The 20,429-nt window shown below is 71.3% G+C and carries 24 protein-coding genes; 13 read left to right on the top strand and 11 right to left on the bottom strand.

Features of this window, described 5'->3' with window-relative positions:
• Window positions 1–9: 9 nt before the first annotated feature.
• The 3 genes from DES41_RS28920 to DES41_RS28910 are packed head-to-tail and all read right to left on the bottom strand — an operon-like array spanning window position 10 to window position 2,788.
• Entirely contained in the window at window positions 10–951 is a 942-nt protein-coding gene (locus DES41_RS28920; protein ID WP_114471071.1) for a right-handed parallel beta-helix repeat-containing protein, read from the bottom strand.
• Window positions 948–2,093 (bottom strand): DSD1 family PLP-dependent enzyme, encoded by a 1,146-nt coding sequence (locus DES41_RS28915; RefSeq protein ID WP_114471070.1) that lies wholly within the window; start codon window positions 2,091–2,093, stop codon window positions 948–950. Before DES41_RS28915 ends, DES41_RS28920 begins: the two co-directional genes overlap by 4 nt.
• A 56-nt stretch (window positions 2,094–2,149) precedes the next feature.
• The gene (locus tag DES41_RS28910; RefSeq protein ID WP_114471069.1) at window positions 2,150–2,788 is read right to left on the bottom strand and encodes a histidine phosphatase family protein; all 639 of its coding nucleotides are present in this window, start codon (window positions 2,786–2,788) and stop codon (window positions 2,150–2,152) included.
• A 53-nt stretch (window positions 2,789–2,841) separates the two neighbouring features.
• Here DES41_RS28910 and DES41_RS28905 point away from each other — a divergent pair, with 53 nt between their 5' ends.
• Window positions 2,842–3,753 (top strand): isopenicillin N synthase family dioxygenase, encoded by a 912-nt coding sequence (locus DES41_RS28905; RefSeq protein ID WP_114471068.1) that lies wholly within the window; start codon window positions 2,842–2,844, stop codon window positions 3,751–3,753.
• Between the two features lies 1 nt (window position 3,754).
• Here DES41_RS28905 and DES41_RS28900 read toward each other — a convergent pair whose 3' ends face one another.
• The 4 genes from DES41_RS28900 to DES41_RS28885 form a co-directional block, all read right to left on the bottom strand.
• A complete protein-coding gene (locus DES41_RS28900; protein WP_114471067.1) occupies window positions 3,755–4,387 on the bottom strand; it encodes a DUF4136 domain-containing protein in 633 nt (210 codons plus the stop codon).
• A 29-nt stretch (window positions 4,388–4,416) separates the two neighbouring features.
• Complete coding sequence (gene ttcA, locus DES41_RS28895; protein WP_114471066.1) at window positions 4,417–5,343, bottom strand: tRNA 2-thiocytidine(32) synthetase TtcA; 927 nt, start codon at window positions 5,341–5,343, stop codon at window positions 4,417–4,419.
• Between the two features lie 72 nt (window positions 5,344–5,415).
• On the bottom strand, window positions 5,416–5,790 hold the full coding sequence (locus tag DES41_RS28890) for a dihydroneopterin aldolase (RefSeq protein ID WP_114471065.1): 375 nt from the start codon (window positions 5,788–5,790) through the stop codon (window positions 5,416–5,418).
• Window positions 5,787–6,584, bottom strand: coding sequence for an SDR family oxidoreductase (locus DES41_RS28885; protein ID WP_114471064.1), 798 nt, complete (start codon window positions 6,582–6,584; stop codon window positions 5,787–5,789). Before DES41_RS28885 ends, DES41_RS28890 begins: the two co-directional genes overlap by 4 nt.
• Window positions 6,585–6,601: 17 nt before the next feature.
• Between DES41_RS28885 and DES41_RS28880 the strand changes: the two genes are divergently transcribed.
• From DES41_RS28880 to DES41_RS28865, 4 genes are all read left to right on the top strand, one after another.
• A complete protein-coding gene (locus DES41_RS28880) occupies window positions 6,602–7,729 on the top strand; it encodes a class I SAM-dependent methyltransferase (protein WP_425466402.1) in 1,128 nt (375 codons plus the stop codon).
• 8 nt (window positions 7,730–7,737) lie between these two features.
• Window positions 7,738–7,932, top strand: coding sequence for a DUF2905 domain-containing protein (locus tag DES41_RS28875; RefSeq protein ID WP_114471063.1), 195 nt, complete (start codon window positions 7,738–7,740; stop codon window positions 7,930–7,932).
• A gap of 13 nt (window positions 7,933–7,945) precedes the next feature.
• Complete coding sequence (locus DES41_RS28870; RefSeq protein ID WP_114471062.1) at window positions 7,946–8,875, top strand: ROK family protein; 930 nt, start codon at window positions 7,946–7,948, stop codon at window positions 8,873–8,875.
• Between the two features lie 122 nt (window positions 8,876–8,997).
• Window positions 8,998–9,288: an H-NS histone family protein gene (locus DES41_RS28865; RefSeq protein WP_114471061.1), complete on the top strand. Its 291-nt coding sequence runs from the start codon at window positions 8,998–9,000 to the stop codon at window positions 9,286–9,288.
• Between the two features lie 61 nt (window positions 9,289–9,349).
• Here DES41_RS28865 and DES41_RS28860 read toward each other — a convergent pair whose 3' ends face one another.
• Window positions 9,350–10,591 carry a multifunctional CCA addition/repair protein gene (locus tag DES41_RS28860; protein ID WP_114471060.1) on the bottom strand — a complete coding sequence of 414 codons (1,242 nt, stop codon included), beginning with the start codon at window positions 10,589–10,591 and terminating at the stop codon, window positions 9,350–9,352.
• Window positions 10,592–10,711: 120 nt separating this feature from the next.
• Here DES41_RS28860 and DES41_RS28855 point away from each other — a divergent pair, with 120 nt between their 5' ends.
• Complete coding sequence (locus DES41_RS28855) at window positions 10,712–11,428, top strand: glutamine amidotransferase (RefSeq protein ID WP_114471059.1); 717 nt, start codon at window positions 10,712–10,714, stop codon at window positions 11,426–11,428.
• Here DES41_RS28855 and DES41_RS28850 read toward each other — a convergent pair.
• Complete coding sequence (locus tag DES41_RS28850) at window positions 11,425–12,489, bottom strand: DNA topoisomerase IB (RefSeq protein ID WP_114471058.1); 1,065 nt, start codon at window positions 12,487–12,489, stop codon at window positions 11,425–11,427. The two genes, DES41_RS28855 and DES41_RS28850, sit on opposite strands and share 4 nt — an antisense overlap.
• A 182-nt stretch (window positions 12,490–12,671) precedes the next feature.
• On the opposite strand from DES41_RS28850, the gene DES41_RS28845 reads away from it, so the two are divergent.
• Genes DES41_RS28845 through DES41_RS28830 form a run of 4 tightly spaced genes read left to right on the top strand, consistent with a single transcriptional unit; the run spans window position 12,672 to window position 15,628 of the window.
• Complete coding sequence (locus tag DES41_RS28845) at window positions 12,672–13,682, top strand: Bug family tripartite tricarboxylate transporter substrate binding protein (protein ID WP_114471057.1); 1,011 nt, start codon at window positions 12,672–12,674, stop codon at window positions 13,680–13,682.
• Window positions 13,679–14,566 (top strand): polysaccharide deacetylase family protein, encoded by an 888-nt coding sequence (locus tag DES41_RS28840; RefSeq protein WP_114471056.1) that lies wholly within the window; start codon window positions 13,679–13,681, stop codon window positions 14,564–14,566. Before DES41_RS28845 ends, DES41_RS28840 begins: the two co-directional genes overlap by 4 nt.
• Before the next feature lie 22 nt (window positions 14,567–14,588).
• A complete protein-coding gene (locus tag DES41_RS28835) occupies window positions 14,589–15,287 on the top strand; it encodes a GntR family transcriptional regulator (protein WP_114471055.1) in 699 nt (232 codons plus the stop codon).
• Complete coding sequence (locus DES41_RS28830; protein ID WP_114471054.1) at window positions 15,284–15,628, top strand: acylphosphatase; 345 nt, start codon at window positions 15,284–15,286, stop codon at window positions 15,626–15,628. Before DES41_RS28835 ends, DES41_RS28830 begins: the two co-directional genes overlap by 4 nt.
• A gap of 2 nt (window positions 15,629–15,630) precedes the next feature.
• Here DES41_RS28830 and DES41_RS28825 read toward each other — a convergent pair whose 3' ends face one another.
• Window positions 15,631–16,677, bottom strand: a complete 1,047-nt coding sequence (locus DES41_RS28825) for an NUDIX domain-containing protein (protein ID WP_114471053.1) — start codon at window positions 16,675–16,677, stop codon at window positions 15,631–15,633.
• 249 nt (window positions 16,678–16,926) lie between these two features.
• Here DES41_RS28825 and DES41_RS28820 point away from each other — a divergent pair, with 249 nt between their 5' ends.
• The 3 genes from DES41_RS28820 to DES41_RS28810 all read left to right on the top strand — a co-directional run bounded on the left by DES41_RS28820 (window position 16,927) and on the right by DES41_RS28810 (window position 18,692).
• The gene (locus DES41_RS28820; protein WP_114471052.1) at window positions 16,927–17,190 is read left to right on the top strand and encodes a hypothetical protein; all 264 of its coding nucleotides are present in this window, start codon (window positions 16,927–16,929) and stop codon (window positions 17,188–17,190) included.
• An 18-nt stretch (window positions 17,191–17,208) separates the two neighbouring features.
• Entirely contained in the window at window positions 17,209–17,994 is a 786-nt protein-coding gene (locus tag DES41_RS28815; RefSeq protein ID WP_114471051.1) for a hypothetical protein, read from the top strand.
• 92 nt (window positions 17,995–18,086) lie between these two features.
• A complete protein-coding gene (locus DES41_RS28810; protein WP_114471050.1) occupies window positions 18,087–18,692 on the top strand; it encodes a L,D-transpeptidase in 606 nt (201 codons plus the stop codon).
• A 6-nt stretch (window positions 18,693–18,698) separates the two neighbouring features.
• Here the strand turns inward: DES41_RS28810 and DES41_RS28805 are convergent, their stop codons facing one another.
• Complete coding sequence (locus tag DES41_RS28805; protein ID WP_114471049.1) at window positions 18,699–20,429, bottom strand: AMP-binding protein; 1,731 nt, start codon at window positions 20,427–20,429, stop codon at window positions 18,699–18,701.

Genomic DNA, 20,429 nt, shown 5'->3' with positions numbered 1-20,429 from the left:
GCGACGGCCTCAGTACGCCAGCTCGCGCGCCCGGGTGCGGCTGGCGCCTTCGAGCCGGTTGCCCAGCAGCTCCACCTCCCGCTCGCCGGGCGCCACGCGCAGGTAGATGCCGCCGGCGGGCCGGTCGTCGATGAGCACGTTGTCGCGCAGCACAAGCCTGTTCTCGGGCCAGGGGTAGCCCTCGGCGCCGTAGGACACCATGGTCGAGTTGGTGGTGCCCGGCCCCTGGCGCAGCCGGTTCTGGCTGGCATGGACCAGGCCGCCGTTCGGGAACTCCAGCTCATAGCTGGACTGGCCGGCATCGCTGTCGGTCAGCTGGTTGCGGTGGATCTCGCTGCGCGCGGCGCGGCTCTTGAGCAGGTGGCCGCCGCGGGCGTCGTGGAAGGCGCTGTCGGTCACCGTGAGTGCGGCGATGCGGCCCACATACAGGTTGTGGCTTTGCCCGTCGCCGGCCCCATTGCCCTGGAACAGGCTGCGCTCGATGACCAGCCCGGCCGCCCTGTCGCTCGCGGTCAGGATGCCGTTCTCGTTGTCCCGGAAGCCGCAGTCCACCACGGTGAGCTGCCCCTTCTCGAAGCGGATGCCGGCGCCATTGCGCGAAGCGGCACGGGCGCCCTCGAAGTCGAAACCCTCGACGCGGATGTCGCCGCCGCGCACCACCCAGATGCCCTTGCCCTCGGCGCTCGCGCCGTCGGCCAGCAGCCGCACCCGGCCGCCCACGGCGCGCAGCAGGAGCTGGCGCTGGGGCCAGATGGCGACATCGGCGTGGTAGTCGCCGGCCTGTACCTCCACGGTGTCGCCATCGCGCGCGGCACGCGCGGCCTGGGCGATGGTGGCGAACTGCCGGCCCGGGCCGACCTCGTGCACACGGCCCGGCCCGGCCGCCCGCACGGCAGCACCCGCGCCCAGCGCCAGTGCCGCACAGAACCCGCGGCGTTGCAGCGCCTTCATGCCAGGGCCCCGCGGGCATCGACGCGCAGCAGTTCCTCCACACGGCCCTGCAGCAGGCCGCCGCGCACGCCGACCAGGGTGTCGTGCAGGTTCACGGTCGGGTCGCAATGGCCAGGGATCAGCCACACGGCCTGCCCCAGCGCCGGCAGCGGCTGGCCATCGTCGGCATGCAGCACGCCGTGCTCGTCGCCGCCATTGGCGTAGCGCCAGGGCGCCCCGCCCTCGGGCCGGTGCACCAGCGGCAGGCCCGAATCGATGGCATGGCTCTTGTGGCCTGCATCGCAGACCGCATGCCGCGCATTGCGGCTGATGACCTGGGATTTGACGAAGAGCGCATGCTCGAACACCGGCTGGGCCGGGTCGGTGTCGTTGCCGGCGTAATCGGCATCCATGAACAGGAAGGAGCCGGCCTGCAGCTCGCCATAGATGCCGCTGCCGGCCTCGTGCGCCATGCTGCCGGTGCCCGCCCCTGTGACCAGCGGCACGGCCAGGCCGGCCTCGGCGAACGCGTCGAGCTGGTCGCGCACGAGCAGCAGCACCGCGGCCATCGCGGCGCGCCGGTCTTCGGCGCTGCGCAGGTGCTGGGCCTTGCCGTGGTAGGCCTGCAGACCGGCAAAGCGCAGCTGTGGCGCGGCGCCGATGCGCCGTGCCAGCTGCACCGCCTCGGGGCCGGGCGGCAGGCCGCAACGGCCCTGGCCCACGTCGATCTCCACGAACACGTCGATGGCGTCTTGCGCGCCGGCCAGCGCAGCAGCGAGCCGGTCCACACCTTCGGGGCTGTCGACCGCGATCGCCAGCCGGCCGCCGCGCTGCTGCAGGCTGCGCGCCAGCAGCGCCACGCGCGCGAGCTTGGCCGGCGCGACCACCTCGTTGCTGATGTACAGGTCCTGCACGCCGGCAGCGGCCAGCGCCTCGGCCTCGGCCGTCTTCTGCACGCAGGCGCCGACGGCACCGGCCGCCACCAGGCGCAGCGCCAGCACGGCGCACTTGTGCATCTTGGCGTGGGGCCGCCAGCGCACGCCGTGCTGGCGGGCGAACGCGGCCATGCGCGCGATGTTGCGCTCCATCGCATCGAGGTCGAGCACCAGGGCGGGCGTGTCGATGTCCGCCACTGCATCGCCGGTGCGTGCGGCGGCGTACATAGGGAAACCTTCGGCCTCGCCTGCGGTGCGAGCGCCTTCGGGCGGCCGGGCTGCGCTCATGCGCTGATCTCGTCGAGTGCCGCGCCGTCCAGGTGGGCCGTGTCGGCCCAGCCCACCAGGGTCAGCGTCTCGGGCGTCCAGAGCAGGCGGTTGATGGCGGCATTGCCCAGCGCCCAGGTGCGCGGGGCCTGCAGTTCCTGGCCGGTGGCGGCGCGGTAGAGCACATCCATCACGCCGCCGTGGCCGACCAGCACGATCTGCCCACCCGGATGCCGTGCCGCCAGCCGGTTGAGCGTGCCGACGATGCGTTCGCGAAAGCGCAGCAGCGATTCGCCGCCTGCGGGCTCGAAGGCCGGGTCGCGCTTGCGCCAGCGCAGTGCCTGGTCCGGCCAGTCCGCCTCGATCTCGGCAAAGGTCTTGCCCTCGAAGGTTCCGAACGCGCGCTCGCGCAGGCCCACGTCGGCCACCACCGGCAGGCCGGCCCGGTCGGCCACGGCCTGGGCGGTCTGGTGCGCCCGGCCCAGGTCGCTGGCGTAGATGGCCGACAGCGCTTCGCCAGCGAGCGCCGCACCGACGCGGCGCGCCTGCCAGCGGCCCATGTCGTTGAGCGGGATGTCCAAATGGCCCTGGATGCGGGTGTCCACGTTCCAGGCGGTTTCGCCGTGGCGGATGGCGATGATGCGGGTGGCGTCCATCGGCCAATTCTAGGAGTGCGCCATGGCGGGCGCCGCCGCTATGCTCTCCGCCCATGGACAGCTTCCCATGCATCGACATCGCCGCGCTGGCCGGCACCGACGGCGCGGCGCGCCTGGCCGCCGCCCAGGCAATCGGCCGCGCCTGCCGCGAGACCGGCTTCTTCGCCATCACCGGCCACGGCGTTCCCGCGGCCTGCAGCGCTGGCGTGTTCGCGGCCGCGCACGCGGTCTTCGCACTGCCGGCGCAGGCCAAGCACGCGCTCGCCATCGCCCGCCACGGCCACAACCGCGGCTATGTGGGCCTCGGGGTGGAAGCGCTGGACGAAGCCACCGCACCCGACCTCAAGGAGGCCTACAACCTCATCTGGACCGACGAAGCCACGCGCCCATCCAACGTCTGGCCGCCCATCGACGGCTGGCGCGCGCAGGCCCAGGCCTACTTCGATGCCGTGCTGGCCGTGGGCCGGCGGCTGCACCGCGCCTTCGCGCTGGACCTGGGCCTCGCCGAGGACTTCTTCGACGACAAGCTGGACCGCCCGCAGGCCACGCTGCGCCTGCTGCACTACCCGGAGCGCTTCGCGGCCGACGCGCCCGCCGGCCGGGCCGGTGCCGGCGCCCACACGGACTACGGCAACGTGACCTTGCTGGCCACCGACGGCGTCGCCGGGCTGCAGGTGCAACGCCGCGGCGGCGGCTGGACGGACGTGCCGGCACTGCCCGGCGCCTTCGTCTGCAACATCGGCGACTGCCTGATGCGCTGGTCCAACGATGTCTACGTGTCCACGCCGCACCGCGTGCTGCCGCCTGCACGCGCACGTTACTCGGTGGCCTTCTTCCTGGACCCGAACCCGGACGCGCTGGTCAGCGCGATCCCCGGCTGCGTGCCCGCTGGCGAGCTGCCGCGCCACGCGCCCGTGACGGCCGGCGACTACCTGCGCCAGCGCCTCGCAGCCACCTACGGCTGAATCACTTCTTGAGCGGGATCTCGATGTTGACCTGCCGCACGCCGGCAGGCGGCTGCGGGAAGCTGCTCAGCGCGGCATCGAACATGGGTGTGAGCAGGGCCGGGTCGTTGGGCCAGCGCGATTCGTGCACGGCCCGGGTCTCGTAGACCACCTGCTGGTTCGACAGATCGCGGATCAGCACGCTGACCTGGCGCTGCGCGTAGCTGCGGTCCCACATGTCCTGTCGGTAGCTCCAGTACGGCCCCCAGCCGTAGAAGCCGGCGCCACCGGCCCAGCGCCGGCCGTAGTAGGGGCCCCAGGGGCCGAAGCGGCTGTACACCCACGGATCGACGAACTGGGTGGTGGTCACCACGTCGCTGCCGATCAGCACGCTGTAGCGCGCCGCGCCGTCGTTGCGCACCCAGCCGGCCTTGGCCAGCGCGGGCTCGGCCGCGGCCTCCAACTGGAGCTGCGCACCGCCTGCCGACTGCTGCGAAGGCAGCCGCTCGAAGCGGTAGGTGGCAGGCTGGGGCACGGTGCGCAGTTCGGAAAAGGTCTGCACCTGGTTGTCGACCACGTAGCTCGTGGCACAGCCGGACAACAGCACGGCGGCCGCAACGGCCGCCGCCATGGACATTCGCATCTGGACACGCATTCAATGCCTCCTCGATGCACCGGTCCCGCTCAGAGCCGGACGACCTGCAGCAGCGGTGCAATGGGCGGTGCGATGTCTTCCGCGTCGAACGCCTTGTCGCCGGAGGGATCGGGCACGCCCGTGGTCTTCAGACCCTTGAAGTCGTAGCGGGTTCCGTCCATCAGGTGCGAAGGCACGACGTTCTGTAACGCGGTGAACATGTTCTCCACGCGGCCCGGATACTTCTTCTCCCACTCCTGCAGCATGGCGGCAACCTGCTTGCGCTGCGCGTTCTCCTGGCTGCCGCACAGCGTGCACGGGATGATGGGGAACGCGCGGTGCGCGGCCCAGCGCACGAGGTCGCGCTCGGGCACGTAGGCCAGCGGGCGGATCACGATGTGGCGTCCGTCGTCGCTGACTAGCTTGGCCGGCATGCCCTTCAACTTGGCGCCGAAGAACATGTTGAGGAACAGCGTCTGCAGGATGTCGTCGCGGTGGTGGCCAAGCGCGATCTTGGTCGCGCCCAGCTCGTCGGCCACGCGGTACAGGATGCCGCGGCGCAGCCGGCTGCACAGGCCGCAGGTGGTCTTGCCTTCGGGAATCACGCGCTTGACGATGCTGTAGGTGTCCTGCTCCTCGATGTGGAAGGGCACGCCCTGGCCCTTGAGGTATTCGGGCAGCACATGCTCGGGAAAGCCGGGCTGCTTCTGGTCCAGGTTCACCGCCACGATGTCGAAGTGGATCGGGGCCCGCGCGCGCAGCTTGAGCAGGATGTCCAGCATGGCGTAGCTGTCCTTGCCGCCGGACATGCAGACCATGACCTTGTCGCCCTCCTCGACCATGTTGTAGTCGACGATGGCCTGGCCCGTCAGGCGGCACAGGCGCTTCTCCAGCTTGTGGGTTTCGCGTTCGATCTTCAGGGCGGGCTCGGGCGAAGGCGCAACGGCAGTGTCTTCGGCGGTCCAGGCGGCATTCATAGGGGGATCCTCAGGGCAAGGGCGGGATTTTCCGCCAAGCCGGGGTCGGCCCGCTGCGCGGGGCCTTTTGCGCTACCACTGGCCGGCTTCGACCCGGATCGCGACTTCGCAGTCGTCGAAGATTTCCAGCTTGGCGATCCTCACGCGCACGCCCAGCACACCGGGCAGCTGCATGAGGCGCTGGGCCAGCTTGCCGATCAGGCTTTCGAGCAGGTTCACATGCTCGGCCGTGCACTCGTCGATGACGATCTGGCGCACCTTGCGGTAGTCCAGCACATGGGTGATGTCGTCGTCGCGCGGGCGCAGCGGCTGCGTGCCCAGGTTCAGCTCGGCATCGACCAGGATGGGCTGCGGCGCGGTCTTCTCGGAGTCGAGGATGCCCAGGTTGGCGTCGAAGCGCAGTCCGGTCAGGTGCAGGGTCTGGGTGCCGGCGGCGTTGATCGTCATGTTTTTTTCTCCATCATCGAGAAGTCGCGCTCGAACTTCATGAGGTGCTGGCCGCCATCGACCAGCAGCGTGGTGCCCGTGAGCGACTGGTTCTCCAGCGCGAAGCGCACGGCGCCGGCCACGTCTTCGGGCGTGGACGAGCGGCCCAGCGGCGACAGCCGGTGCGCGGCGGCGAACGCCTCGTCGCTGAGCAGATGGCTGGTGAGCGTGAGCCCGGGCGCCACGCCGACCACGCGCAGCAACGGCGCCAGCGCCTGGGCCAGCAAGGTGTTGGCGGCCTCCAGCGCGGCCTTGGACAGCGTGTAGCTCAGGAAATCGGGGTTCGGGTTCCAGAGCTTCTGGTCCAGCAGGTTGACCACCGCGCCGCTGCGCGGGCCGGCGCCGCGCGCGGCCAGCAGCTGGTGCAGCACCTGGGCCAGCACGATGGGCGCAGCGGTGTTGCTGCGCCAGTGCCGCTCCATCGCGGCATAGCCGAAGTCCTGCGCGCCATCGTGCTCGAACAGCGAGGCGTTGTTGACCACCGCCGTGACGGGGCCCAGCACAGCCTGCACGGCGGGCAGCAGCGCGCGCGTGGCAGCCTCGTCGGCCAGATCGCAGGCGAAGGCGGCATGGCGGCCCGGGCCTGCCGCGCTGCAGTCCGCCACGGTCTGCAGCGCCTCGGCTTCGGACGCGCGGTAGTGCACGGCCACCTGCCAGCCGGCTGCGGCCAGGTCCAGCGCGATGGCACGGCCCAGGCGCCGGCCGGCGCCGGTGACCAGCACGGTGCGTGCGGCGGTGACGGGGGTCTGGGTCATTGGGGGAGAATCCACGGGTGCACGAAAACGAGACCGCGCATCCTAATGGAAGCCCCCCCGCGCGCGAGGCAAGCCCCGCATTGCAGGCCCACATCGCCCAAGCCATCGAAGCGGCCGGCGGCTGGCTCGGCTTCGACCGCTTCATGGCGCTGGCGCTGTACGCGCCGGGCCTGGGCTACTACGCCAACACCGGCCGCAAGTTCGGCGCCATGCCCGAGGGCGGCAGCGACTTCGTGACGGCGCCCGAACTCTCGCCGCTGTTCGGCCAGGCCCTGGCCGTGCAGGTGGCCGACATGCTGGAGCGCACCGGCACCGACGAAGTCTGGGAATTCGGCGCCGGCACCGGCGCGCTGGCCGCCCAGCTGCTGGAGCACCTGGGCCCGCGCCTGCGCCGCTACACCATCGTCGACCTGTCGGCCGAGCTGCGCGCACGCCAGCAGGCGCGCCTGGCCGGGCATGCCGGCAAGCTGCACTGGGCCGACGCACTGCCCGCGCAGATCGAAGGCGTGCTGGTCGGCAACGAGGTGCTGGACGCCATGCCCGTGCAGCTGCTGCACCGCGTGGCCGGCCAATGGCACGAGCGCGGCGTGGCGCTGCAAGGCGGTGCGCTGGCCTGGCAGGACCGGCCCACCGCACTGCGCCCGCCCGTCGAGATCCCCGGCCCGCACGACTACCTGACAGAGATTCACCCGCAGGGCCAGGCCTTCGTGCGCACGCTGGCCGGCCACGTGCAGCGCGGCGCGGCGCTGCTCGTCGACTACGGCTTTCCCGAAGCCGAGTACTACCACCCGCAGCGCAGCACCGGCACCCTGATGTGCCACCAGGCCCACCGCGCCGACGCCGATCCGCTGGCCGACCTGGGCGCCAAGGACATCACCGCCCACGTGGACTTCACGGGCATCGCCGTGGCCGCGCAGGACGCCGGCTGGGACGTGCTGGGCTACACCAGCCAGGCCCGCTTCCTGATCAATTGCGGCCTGCCCGCGCTCATGGAGGCGGCGCCGGTCCCCCAGCGCGCCATGGCGCACCGCCTCATCGCCGAGCACGAGATGGGCGAACTGTTCAAGGTGCTGGCCCTCGCCAAGGGCGCGGTGCCCTGGGACGCGCCCGGCTTCTCCAACGGCGACCGCAGCCACACGCTGTAACACCTTCCATGCTGCGCTGGCTGCTCGTCGTCTTTCTCGCGCTGATGCTGATCAGCTGGCTGCAACCCTTTCTGGCCAAGCTCGGCTTCGGGAAACTTCCGGGCGATCTGCGCTTCCGACTGTTCGGGCGCGAATGGTTCGTGCCGCTGACCAGCACCCTTGTGCTGAGCACCGTGGTCAGCCTGATTTCCAAGATCCTTTGAGACAACACAGCCCATGAAAGCCTGCATCGACATCGGCGGCACCAAGGTGGCCGTGGGCCTGGCGCCCGCCGGCGCCCAGCCCGAGATCCTCGCGCGCCAGAGCGAACCCACGGCCAAGACCGGCACGCCGCTGGCGCTGTCCGAGCAGATCCTGCGGCTGGTCGACGCGGCGTGCGCTGCGGCCGGCGTGGATCCGGCCCAGGTGCAGTCGGCCGGCGTGTCCTCGGCCGGGCCCTTCGTCAAGCAGGACGGCCGCATCGCGCTGGCCACGCCCAACATCTGCGGCGGCCTGGCCGGCCCGGCGCGCGGCCTGCCCAACGACTGGATGAGCGTGCCCGTGGAAGCGCCGCTGGCCCGCCGCTTCGCCCGCCTGCGCGTGGAGAACGACTGCGTCGCCGCGCTGGAGGCCGAGCGCCGCTGGGGCGCGCTGCAGGGCGTGGACGACTGCGCCTACGTGACCTGGAGCACCGGCATCGGCGTGGGCCTGTGCGTGGACGGCCACGTGCTGCGCGGCAAGAACGGCAATGCCGGCCATGCCGGCCACAGCTTCGTCGTCGACGACCAGGACGCCCTGTGCGGTTGCGGTAACCGCGGCGATGTGGAATCGCTGGTGGCCGGCAACGCGATTGCGCGGCGCTTCGGGCACGACGCGGCTGACTGGCTGGGCCGCGCCAGCTCTGGCGATGCGGCTGCGCAGGAGACAGTCGACGGCCTGTGCCGCATCCTCGGGCGCATGCTCTACAACCTCGTCGCCACACTGGATCTGCAGCGCATCAGCCTGGGCGGCAGCGTCTTCTGGCACCACCGCGCGTATTTGCTGCCCCGATTGCAAGCCCAGGTCCAGGCGCATTTTCCAGCGCTGACGCAAGGGGTAATCCTCGCACCGGCCGGATTGGGGGACCGCGTGGGCGATTATGCGGCCCTCGCCCTGGTGCCCGACTGAGGCAATGCGGGTCTGCATAATCCCCAGCGGCCGGTAGAGAAATTCGTCGACTGCAACGAATGGATTTATCCCTATAATCCGCCCGCCTGCCAAGGTTCGGCAGAAGATATGGACGGAAAACGATGACCACCTACAAGGAACTGCTGCAGCAGCGCGAAAACCTCGAGAAGCAGATCGAGGAAGCGCGCCAGCGTGAAAATCAGTCCGCGATCGACAAGGTTCGCGCCTTGGTTGCCGAGTTCGCATTGACGCCCGACGACGTCTTCGGCCGCAAGACTGCGAAAAGCAGCACCGCCGGCCAGAAGGTTGCGCCCAAATACCGCGACAAGTCCACCGGCGCCACCTGGACGGGCCGCGGCAAGCCGCCGAAGTGGATCGAAGGCAAGAACCGCGAAGAGTATTTGATCAACTGATCACCGGCGGCCGCGGCGCGAGCCATCGCGCCCGGCCCGCATAATGGCTTCGCGGGCTGCCTCAAGCCTGCGCCAGATATTCTTCCAAAGCCGCCACGCGCGCCTTTTGGATGCGGGCCCCGATTTCCGGCCCCTTGCGGCCCTCTGCCAAAGCCTCACCCGAGATTCTGTCGGTCGCCACAGCCAGCACCGCCTGCATGCACCGCTGCAGACGCGCGCGCTGTGGGTACGGGCGATTTTCCAGACCGGCCCGGCCTCGCGCATCGCATTCGCATGCCAGCAGCGCCTGTTCGAATCGGGCCGGTTTGCGAATGGCATCGCAGCGTTCGAGCAACCGCATCACGGCAGCCGAGCCCAATTCGGCGCTCCGGTGGATATTGCCGTGCTCACGCGCCACCACATCGGCCAGGTCGCGGCATTCGGTCGGCACACGCAGTCTTTCGGCCAGGCGCCGCAGCAGCTTGGCGCTGCGCTGCTCGTGGCCGTGGTGGCGGGGCAACAGCTCGGCGGGCGTGGTGGCCTTGCCCAGGTCGTGGCACAGGCAGGCGAAGCGCACCGGCAAGGGCGCGTCCAGCGCCGCCGCCATATCCAGCACCAGCATCAGGTGCACGCCGGTGTCGACCTCGGGATGGTGCTCGGCGCGCTGCGGCACGCCCCACAGCGCATCGACCTCGGGCAACAGGCGCGCCAATGCACCGCAGGCACGCAAGACCTCGAACATGCGCGAAGGCCGCCGCTCCATGAGGCCACGGGCCAGCTCCTGCCAGACCCGCTCGGGCACCAGCGCGTCGACCTCGCCGTCCTCGACCATCTCGCGCATCAGCACCTGGGTCGCCGGCGCCACCGTGAAATCGGCGAAGCGGGCCGCAAAGCGCGCCAACCGCAGGATGCGCACGGGGTCTTCACGGAACGCGTCCGACACATGGCGCAGCACGCGGCCCCGCACATCGGCGGCGCCGCCGAACGGGTCGACCAGGCCGTCCAGCCCCTGCGCAGCGGCCGGCTGGGCCATGGCGTTGACGGTCAGGTCGCGGCGCGCGAGGTCCTGCTCCAGCGTCACGTCCGGCGCGGCATGGAAGGCAAAGCCGTGGTAGCCGCGCGCGGTCTTGCGCTCGGTGCGCGCCAGCGCATATTCCTCCCGCGTCTGGGGATGCAGGAACACCGGGAAGTCCTTGCCCACGGGCAGGTAGCCGGCGTCCAGCATCTGCTGCGGCGAGGCACCCACCACCACCCAGTCGTGGTCGTGCACGGGCAAGCCCATCAGCGCGTCGCGCACGGCGCCGCCCACCTTGTAGATCTCCATCGGCGCAGTGTAGGCCGCGCCCCAGCACGTACAGTGGCGGCCGCTTCTTCCCGCTTTTTCGCCGCTTTTCGCCGCTTTTCGCCGCCTATGGCCACTCGGCCGCTTCGCAGACCGCCTCCCATGACATCCCCCCTCCTCATCCTCAAGGCCGGCGCCACCTTCCCCGCCCTTGCCCAGACGCTGGGCGATTTCGACGACTGGATCCGTGCCGGCCTCGAGGCCCCCGGCCTGGACATCCGTGTGGCCGACGCACGCCGCGGTGCGTTGCCACCGCCGCAGGCCCTGGCCGGCGTGGTCATCACCGGTTCGCACGCCATGGTGAGCGACCGCGAGCCCTGGAGCGAGGCTGCCGCAGCGTGGCTGCGCGCCGCGGTGCACGCCGGCCTGCCCGTGCTGGGCATCTGCTACGGCCACCAGCTGCTGGCGCACAGCCTGGGCGGCGAGGTCGGCTACCACCCGGGCGGCATCGAGGTCGGCACGGTGTCCGTGCAGCTGCAACCGGCCGCAGCCGACGATCCCGTCCTGGGCGCACTGCCCGCGGTGTTCCCGGCCCAGGTCGTGCACCGGCAGTCCGTGCACCAGCTGCCCGCAGGAGCGGTGCGGCTGGCGGCCAACGCCTTCGAGCCGAACCAGGCCTTCCGCGTCGGGCCGGCAGCCTGGGGTGTGCAATTCCATCCCGAGTTCAGTGCCCAGGCCATGCGCGCCTACGTGGAGCGGCTCGGCCCCGAATTGCGCAACGAAGGGCATGACCCGGCCGCACTGGCCGCCGGCGTCGTCGACACGCCCGCCGCCGCGCGCGTGCTGCGCCATTTCGCCCGCCACGTGCAAGCCACCTAGGCCAGCGCCTCCAGAAAGCCCAGCAGCCGGCATTCGGCCGCCGTGAGCCCGGCCTTGCGCCGTGGCGGCACGTCCAGGCAGGCCGGCGGCTGCGCCTCCTCGATCAGCAGCGCGAGCACCGCCGGGTGGACGTAGGCCTTGCGGCACACCGCCACCGTGTTGCCGAGCCGCGCCGCCACCTCGGCCAGCACCGCCTTGGCGGCCGTGCGCCGGGCCGACATCGAACTGCCCGGCACGCAGGGGCGGGTGCGGGCGAGCGTCAGGGCGTGCACGCTGGCGTGCCAGGTACGGAAGTCCTTGGCCGTGAAGTCGCCGCCGCTGACCCGGCGCAGGTAAGCATTCACCCCGTCGGAATCGATGACGTGGCGCTCGCCCGCATCGTCCAGGTACTGGAACAGCTCCTGGCCGGGCAGTTCCTGGCAGCGGCGCACCACGCGGGCCACGCGTGCGTCGTCCAGCGCCACGGCGTGCTCGACTCCACTCTTGCCCTTGAAGCGCAGCCGCACGGCACTGCCGCGCACCTGGGCATGCCGCGCGCGCAAGGTGGTCAGGCCATAGGAGCCGTTTTCGCGCGCATAGACATCGTTGCCCACGCGCGCCAGCGTCGTGTCCAGCAGCCGCACCACGGCCGCCAGCACACAGTCGCGCTGCAGCGGGCCGGCCAGGGCAAGGTCGCGCCGCACGGCGGCGCGGATGCGTGGCAACACGCCGGCGAACTCCTGCAGCCGGGCGTACTTGCCGGCGTCTTGCGCCAGATGCCAGTCGGGGTGGTAGCGGTACTGCTTGCGGCCCCGCGCGTCGCGCCCGGTGGCCTGCAGGTGGCCGTTGGCGCGCGTGCAGATCCACACCTGGCTGTAGGCCGGCGGAATCGCGAGCGCGCGGATGCGCTGCAGTGTGGCCGCGTCGGCCAACGGCGTGCCATCGGGCCGCCGGTAGCTGAAACCCTTGCCACTGCGCCGGCGGGTGATGCCAGGCATGCCGTCGTGCACATAGACCAGGCCGGGGGGCACGGCAGAAGCAACGGAATCGGCCGAAGCGGCAGAGGCGGCGGGTGCGGACATCGGTTGCGATGCTGCGGCCCCCGGCCGGCCCCGCGTGTCGGAAAGCCCGGTCTCCGCGCGTCGGAGGGCAGCGGCACGGAACGTGCTCCATCCTGCCAATGTGCACAATTTTCAAGGAAAAGTGCACAAAGCCGGTGCGCCAGCGGTGGTGCGCCATTCCCCTGCTTTCGCTGGAGATCCACATGGACCCGCTGCACTGTTCACCCCGCCGGCATGTGCTGGCCGCCCTGGCCACCTTGTGCACCGCCTTGGCGCCTCTCTCTCAGGCCACCGCGCAGGACGCCGCCGCCTACCCCGACCGGCCCGTCAAGATCGTCGTGCCCTTCCCGCCCGGCGGTGCGGCCGATGTCTATGCGCGCCTGGTCGGCCAGAAGCTCGGCGAGGCCTGGGGTGGCAAGCAGGCCGTGGTCATCGACAACCGCGCCGGCGCTGGCGGCGTGATCGGCACCGACGTGGCCGCCAAGGCACCGGCCGATGGCAGCACCTTGCTGATGGTGACGATCGGCCATGCGGTCAACCCCTTCATGTACAGCAAGCTGCCCTACGACACGCGCGCCGACCTGGTGCCCGTGGGCGTGGTGGCCAAGGTTCCCAGCGTGGTCGTCACCGGCCCGGCGCTCAAGGGCAAGACCATGCAGGACCTGGTCGCCCTGGCCAAGGCCCAGCCCGATGCCGTGCAGTACGCATCCTCCGGCGTGGGCACCACTAGCCACGTGGGCGCAGCGCTGCTCGAATCCATGTCGGGCGCGCACATGCTGCACGTGCCCTACAAGGGTGCGGCGCCGGCGCTGCAGGACGTGATGGCCGACCGCGTGGCGCTCTCGGTGGACATCATCACGTCCTCCCTTCCGCTCGTGAAAAGCGGCAAGCTCAACGGCGTGGCCGTCACCAGCGCCAAGCGCTCGCCGCAGCTGCCCGAGGTGCCCACGGTGGCCGAGGCCGGCCTGCCCGGCTACGAGTTCGTGTCCTGGTACATGCTGCTCGCGCCGGCGAAGACGCCGGCCCCCGTCCTGGAAAAGCTCAACGCGGCGTTGCGTGCCATGGCCCAGTCGCCGGACTTCCGCGCGCGCGTCGAGGGCACCGGCGGTGAGGTGGCCAGCATGACGCTCAAGGAGTCGGGCGACTACCTCGACGCCGAGTTCACGCGCTGGGCCAAGGTGGTGAAGGAACGGAACATCAAGGCAGAGCCATGATCCAGCGCGATCTGGTCGGCTACGGCAACCGGCCGCCAGCCGTGACATGGCCAAACCAGGCCCGTGTCGCCGTCTCCTTCGTGCTGAACTTCGAGGAAGGCGCCGAGTTCTCGGTGGCCGACGGCGATGCGCGCAACGAGTCGGTCTACGAGGTGATCGACCCGCGCACGGGCTGGGACCCGTGCATCGACAGCCATTTCGAGTACGGCACGCGCGCGGCCTGGTGGCGCATCGCCGACACCTTCGCGCGCTGGGACGCTCCGATGACCGTCAGCGCCTGCGGCCGCGCCGTGGAACGCAGCCCCTGGCTGGCGCAAGACGCGGTGGCGCGCGGCCATGAACTGGCGGCCCACGGCTGGCGCTGGGAAAGCCATGCCGGCATGGCGCCCGAGCGCGAGGCGGCCGACATGGACGCCTGCATCCGGGCCTTCGAGGCCGCCTGCGGCAAGCGCCCGCTGGGCTGGCACACGCGCTCGGCGTGCACGCCCGCCACGCGTGCCTTGCTGGCCGCGCGCGGCTTCCTGTACGACAGCGATGCCTACAACGACGACCTGCCCTACTTCGTGCCCGTGGCCGGCCGGCGCCACCTGGTGCTGCCCTACGCCTTCGACACCAACGACATGCAGTTCCAGCACACCCAGCGTTTCGCCACGGCCGGGCAGTTCGCCGAGTACTGCTGCGACGCCTTCGACTGGCTGGCGCGCGAGGGCGCGCAGGCGCCGCGCATGCTGTCCATCGGCCTGCACCTGCGCATGATCGGCCGGCCCGCCCGCATGAAGGCGCTGGAGCAGATCCTGGCGCACCTGCACGCGCGCGGCGGCGCCTGGATCGCCACGCGCGCGCAGATCGCGCGGCACTGGATCGCGCACGCCCCGTCGGCCTGAGGGGCTGCGCTACATTCGCTGGATGCACCCCCAGGAACAGGCCATCCACGCGACCTTGGCGCAGACCCTGCTGGCGGGCCGGCTGGCCCCGGGCACGCAGCTCATCGAGACCCGGCTCGCGCAGATCTTCGGCGTCTCGCGCGAGCGCGTGCGCAAGGTGCTGCACCGGCTGGGCCACGAGCGGCTGCTCGAGCTGATCCCCAACCGCGGCTGCTTCGTCTCCAACCCCACGCTGGCGCAGGCGCGCGAGATCTACGAGGCGCGCCGCATCGTCGAGGGCGGCCTCGTCGGCCGGCTCGCGGGCCGGCTGTCGGCCGCGCAGCTGGCCGCGCTGCAGGCCCATGGCGCACGCGAGCACGCGGCCCTGCACGCGCAGGACCGGGCGCGCTCCATCCAGCTCAGCGGTGAATTCCACCTGCTGCTGGCCAGCTTCGCCGACAGCCCCTTCGTGCTGCGCGCGCTGCAGGAACTGGTCAGCCGCACGGCCATGCTGGTGGTCTTCTTCGAACCGGCCGCGTCGTCCGCCTGTGCCTGCGAAGAGCACGACGACATCGTGCGCGCCCTCGCGCAAGGCGACGCCGCCCGCGCCATGAAGGCCATGCACGTGCACCTGTCGCTGATCGAGACACGGCTCAAGCCGCGCGCCCAGGCCGCCCCCGGCGCCGATGCCGACGCCGAGATCGCGCGGGCCTGGGAAGCCGCGCAGCAGATCGCCGCATGAGCGCCCGCCCGCCCGCCCCGCAGGGCGCTCGCACCGCAGCCGAAGCCCAAGGAACGCCAGTGCACACGCTGCACCTGTCGATCAGCGGCCGTGTCCAGGGTGTGTCCTACCGCGCCAGCATGGCCGGGGAGGCGCGCCGCCTCGGCGTGCGCGGCTGGGTGCGTAACCGGCACGATGGCCGGGTCGAGGCCATGGCGCAGGCCGAACCCGAAGCCTTGCAGGCGCTGCTCGCCTGGTGCCGACGGGGCCCGCCGGCCGCGCGCGTGGACGGTGTGCAGGCCACTCCCGCCAGCGACGACGCCAGCCTGCCGCCCGGCTTCGAGACCCGCCCTACCGCCTGAACTCAGGGCCGCAGCACGCCCAGGAAGTGGTCAAGCATCTGGAAGTGGTCGTCGTGGAACTGCGGCTCCAGTTCGGCCAGCTCTGCGATCGGCACCCACTGCGCGTCGCGCGCATCGTCGCCGGCCTGCACCGCCGGTAGCGCGCGCTCGCCCAGGTCGAAGTAGTGCGCGTGCGTGATGACGCGGCCGCGCTGGCTGCGGTCGGGCCGGTCGAACACTGCGACGGCCTTCAGGCACTGGCGCAGCGCGGGCTCCAGCATGGCCAGGCCGGTCTCCTCCTCGAGTTCGCGCACGGCCGACTGGTAGACCGTGTCGCGCTGCTCCAGGAAACCGCCCGGCACGGCCAGCAGGCCCAGGCCCGGCGCCTGGCCGCGCCGGATCAGCAGCACCCGCCCCTGGCAGCGGATCACGGCATCCACCGTCACGAACACCGGTGGGTAAGGCGAGCCGGCCCATTCAGCGCGCCCGCGCGCCAGCGCCTGCCATTCGGCAACGAGCGCCGGCAGGTGGCCCTGGTCCAGCCAGTCGCGCAGGAACTCCTGCGTGTTGGCGTGCAGCAGCGGCGCCATGCGCAACAGCGCGGCCTGCGCGCCGTCCGCGCCGGCGCCCAGCAAGGCATCGCGCACGGTGCGCGCGTCGTAAGCGCCGAAGCCCGGCACGGCCCACAGCTTCCACTGCGGGAAGTCGCGCACCCAGGCGCTGCTGGCGTCCTTGAAATGCCCGGCCAGCAGCACGCGGCCTCCTTCGGGCAGGGCGGCGGCCACCAGCGCGCGCACGCTGTCGGCCCAGCGCTGCTCGTCGTGGTGGTCGCGCAGGGGCTGCACCTCCACGCGCTCGCGCAACTCCTCGGGCAGGGCCTGGCGCAGCATCTCGGCGCGCTCCTGCCAGGTCCAGGGTTGGGCCGGCGTGCGGGCCTGGTGGGCCGATCCCAGCAGCACCAGGCAGCGGCTGGCCTGCGCCAGGGCCTGCACCAGCACGCTGCGGTGGCCCAGGTGGAAGGGCTGGAAGCGGCCGATGCACACGGCCAGGGCATAGGGGGGAACGGACATGGGCGACTCCGATGGGACGGGCCATTGTGCGCAATGGCCATCCGGCGTCCAACACCCGTAGCCGTGGCGCGGACGTCCTACAGGCGGCCCTGCAAGCCCATGGCGCGCAGACGACGGGCCGCAGGCCGTGCTGTCCTACGCCGGCCGTCGCGCAGAGCCGACTCCGTGCCCCCTCCCCCCGCCTAAGCTGAACCTCAGCCGGTGCACTGCCGGCCCTCACCTTCCATCCACCATTCAGGAGAGCAAGCCATGAAAGCATCCACCACCCTGACCTCCCTCGTCGCCGCAGCCTCGCTGGTCGGCGCCATCGGCCTGGCCTACGCCCAGACCACTGGCGGCACCACGCAAACGCCGCAGCAGGCACAGATGGGCGCGGTCGACGGCACGCCGAACAACAACAGCAACATGAACAACTCGACGACGCAGACGCCGCAGACCATGCCGGCCGAGACCCAGGCCAACCCCAACATGGGGACCCAGCAAACCCTGCCGCCGCAAGCCGACCGCAACTGAGTTGCGCGCCTGCGCACCATGCCGGCCGCCCGCACCCCACCGCGCGACGACGCGCTGGCAGGCCTGAAATACGGCCTGCTGCTGGGGTGCGCCGTGCTGGCGTTGGTGCTGCCACCGGCCGGCACGCGCCAGGCCGCAGTGGCGGCCATGGCCCCCCATGCCCGGCTTGCGCTACAGGCTCCCGGCAGCACGCTGCCACACGCCGATGCCGCGCCGCGCCTGGCCGACCTGCGCGGCGAAGAAGCCTCCGAGGCCGTGCGGCGCGTGGCCGACTGGGTCACCGATTCCGGCGACCACCAGGGCCTGCACTTCGTGATCCTGGACAAGCGCAACGCCAAGGTGTTCCTGTTCCGCCCTGACGGCAGCCTGCGTGCCGCCACTCCCGTGCTGCTCGGCTCGGCGCCCGGCGACCACACCGTGGAAGGCGTGGGCGGCAAGCCCATCCACGCCGTGCTGCCCGAGGAGCGCACCACGCCGGCCGGCCGCTTCGTGGCCCAGGCCGGCCGCAACACGACACCCGAGGATGTGGTGTGGGTCGACTATGCGGCCGCCGTCTCCATGCACCGCGTGCGCGCCACCGATCCGCGCGAACGCCGGCTGGAGCGCCTGGCCTCGCCCGGCGTCGAAGACAACCGCATCTCCTACGGTTGCATCAACATGCCGGTCGCCTTCTTCGAGAACGAACTGTGGCCGGTGTTCCAGCACAGCCGCGGCATCGTCTACGTGCTGCCCGAGCAGTTGCCGCTGCAGCAGGTCTTCGCCGCCTTGTACGCGCCAGGCGAGCGCCACGCCGGCCTCCGCTGATCGCCCCGTTGCCGCCACCCATCGCGCCGCTCCTGTAGGACGAATGCCCCTGCGCTTGTGGGCCTGCACCTACGACGCTAGCATGCGGCGCGATGCAAAAACTCCTGCTGCACTGCACCATCGGCCTGGCTCTGGCATGGGCCCCGGCCGCGCATGCTGCGCCGGCAGAATTCTCGGCCGATGCGCGCCAGGTGGCCGATTGGGTGCAGCAGTCGAACGACAACGCCGGCCTGCCCTATGCGCTCGTCGACAAGAAGGCCGCCATGCTCTACCTCTTCGGCGCGGACGGGCAACTGCGCGCGGCCACGCCGGCGCTGCTGGGCGCTGCGCCAGGGGACCGCGGCGCGCCCGACCTGAACCAGCGCGACCTGTCCACGCTGGGCTGGCACGAACGCACCACGCCGGCCGGCCGGTATGTGGCCCAGCCCGGCCGCAACCTGCAGGGCGAGCCGGTGGTCTGGGTCGACTATGGCGCCGCATTGGCCATCCACCGGCTGCGCCCCGGCCCGGCGCGCGAGCGCCGCGCCGAGCGGCTGCGCTCCGCGACGCCGGCCGACAACAAGGTCTCCCTGGGCTGCGTGGTCGTGCCTGTGGCCTTCTACACCGAGCAGGTGGAGCCGCTGCTGGGCCAGGGGCGCAGCGTGGTCTATATCCTGCCGGAAACCATGGCGGCCAGCGAAGCCTTCGGCTGGCACTGAGCGGGATCAGGGCCCCGCGCCGCGCTCCTGCGCCAGCAGTGCCGTCAGCTCGTTCTTGAGCACCTTGCCGGTCGCGCTCGTGGCGAGCCGCTCCACGAGCCGGATCTCGGGCACCTTGTAGCTGGCCATGCGTTCGCGGCACCAGTCCTGCAGGGCCTGGGCCGTGCAGCCCGCCGCCTGCGCCGGATCGAGCCGCACGAAGGCCACCGGCACCTCGCCCCTGTCCGCGTCCGCGCGGCCGACCACGCCCGAGCCCAGCACGGCCGGGTGCATGCCCAGCAGCGCCTCCACCTCGGCCGGGAACACGCTCATGCCCTTGACCTTGAGCATCTCCTTGCGCCGGCCCAGGAAGTGCAGGTAGCCGTGCTCGTCCAGCATGGCGATGTCGCCCGTGTGCAGCCAGCCGCCGCGCAGCGTCTGCGCATTGGCCTCGGGCTTGTTCCAGTAGCCCTTGAGCAGCGAGGGCGTGCGGCAGCACAGTTCGCCCTCGCTGCCCAGCGGCAGCAGCGCGCCGGTGTCGAAGTCGCAGACCTTGAACTCGGTACCGGGCATGGGCAGCCCGACGAAGATGGGCCGCGCATGCAGGTCGAAATCACCCTCCTGCATGCCGCGCGTGAAGCTGTCGTTGGTGTGCGTCTCGGTCATGCCCCAGGCCGACTCGATCATGGTGGTGCCCGTCAGCGCGCGCCAGCGTTCGCGGTAGCCCATGCCCAGCTTCTTGACGAAGGAGGACACGCGCATGCTGCGCAGCGAACGCAGGTCGTAGCGCGCGACATCGGGATGCTCCATCACCTCCACGGCCGAATCCAGCACCAGGCCGGCAAAGCTCACGCGGTAGCGCTGCACGGCCGCCATCCAGGCCACGGGATCCCAGCGCGCCAGCATCACCACGGTCACGCCGCTGAACACGGGCTGGATCAGCAGCGCGTTCTCGCCCGCGATCCAGAACGCCGGGTTGATGCCGATGCCCACATCGTCCTCGCGCAGGTCGACCGAGATGCTGTGCGTGGCCGCCGCGGTGTAGAGCATGTCGGCCTGCGTGTGCACGCAGCCCTTGGGCAGCCCGGTGGTGCCGCCCGTGTAGTTGAGCGCCGCCACATCGTCCAGGCCCGGCGGCGGCAGCGCGTCGGGCGCGATGGGCGTAGTGGTGGCCAGCGCGGGCAGCAGGTCCTCGGCGTCGGGGCAATCGATGCGCGCGGCGGCCACGGCCGCCGGCAGCGGCAGCGTGGGGTGGTCCGGCCGCATGTCGGCGAAGCTGGTCACGAACAGGTGCCGCAGCGCGCCCTGCGCGCGCGCCGCGCGGGCCACGTCCATGAGCTGGTCCAGCGCCAGCATCACCTGGGCGCCGCTGTCGCGCAGCTCGTAGAGCACCTCCTCGGCCTTGAACAGGGGGTTCACGGGCACATGCACGGCACCGAGCTTCAGGATGCCGTAGAACGCGACCAGGAACTGCGGGCAGTTCGGCATGAACACCGCGACCCGGTCGCCGCGCTGCACGCCGCGGGCGGCCAGCAGCGCGGCGAAGCGATCGCTCAGCGCGTCGAGTTCGCCGAAGCCCAGTTCGCGGCCGTAGAAGACCACGACGGGCTTGTGCGGCTGCAGCCGCGCGCGCTCGCGCAGGTACTCGGACAGCGGGCGCCGGCCAAAGGGGTAGTGGCTTTCACGCGGCACACCGGCCGGCCAGTTCTTCGCGTGCAGGGCGGCCAGGCGGGCCAGGTAGGCAGCTTCTTCGTTCAT

Source organism: Pseudorhodoferax soli (genome assembly GCF_003337555.1).
Taxonomy (GTDB): Bacteria; Pseudomonadota; Gammaproteobacteria; order Burkholderiales; family Burkholderiaceae_C; genus Pseudorhodoferax; species Pseudorhodoferax soli.
The sequence above is the reverse complement of the archived record's forward strand: the minus strand, read 5'-3'. Positions and strand labels throughout refer to the sequence as shown.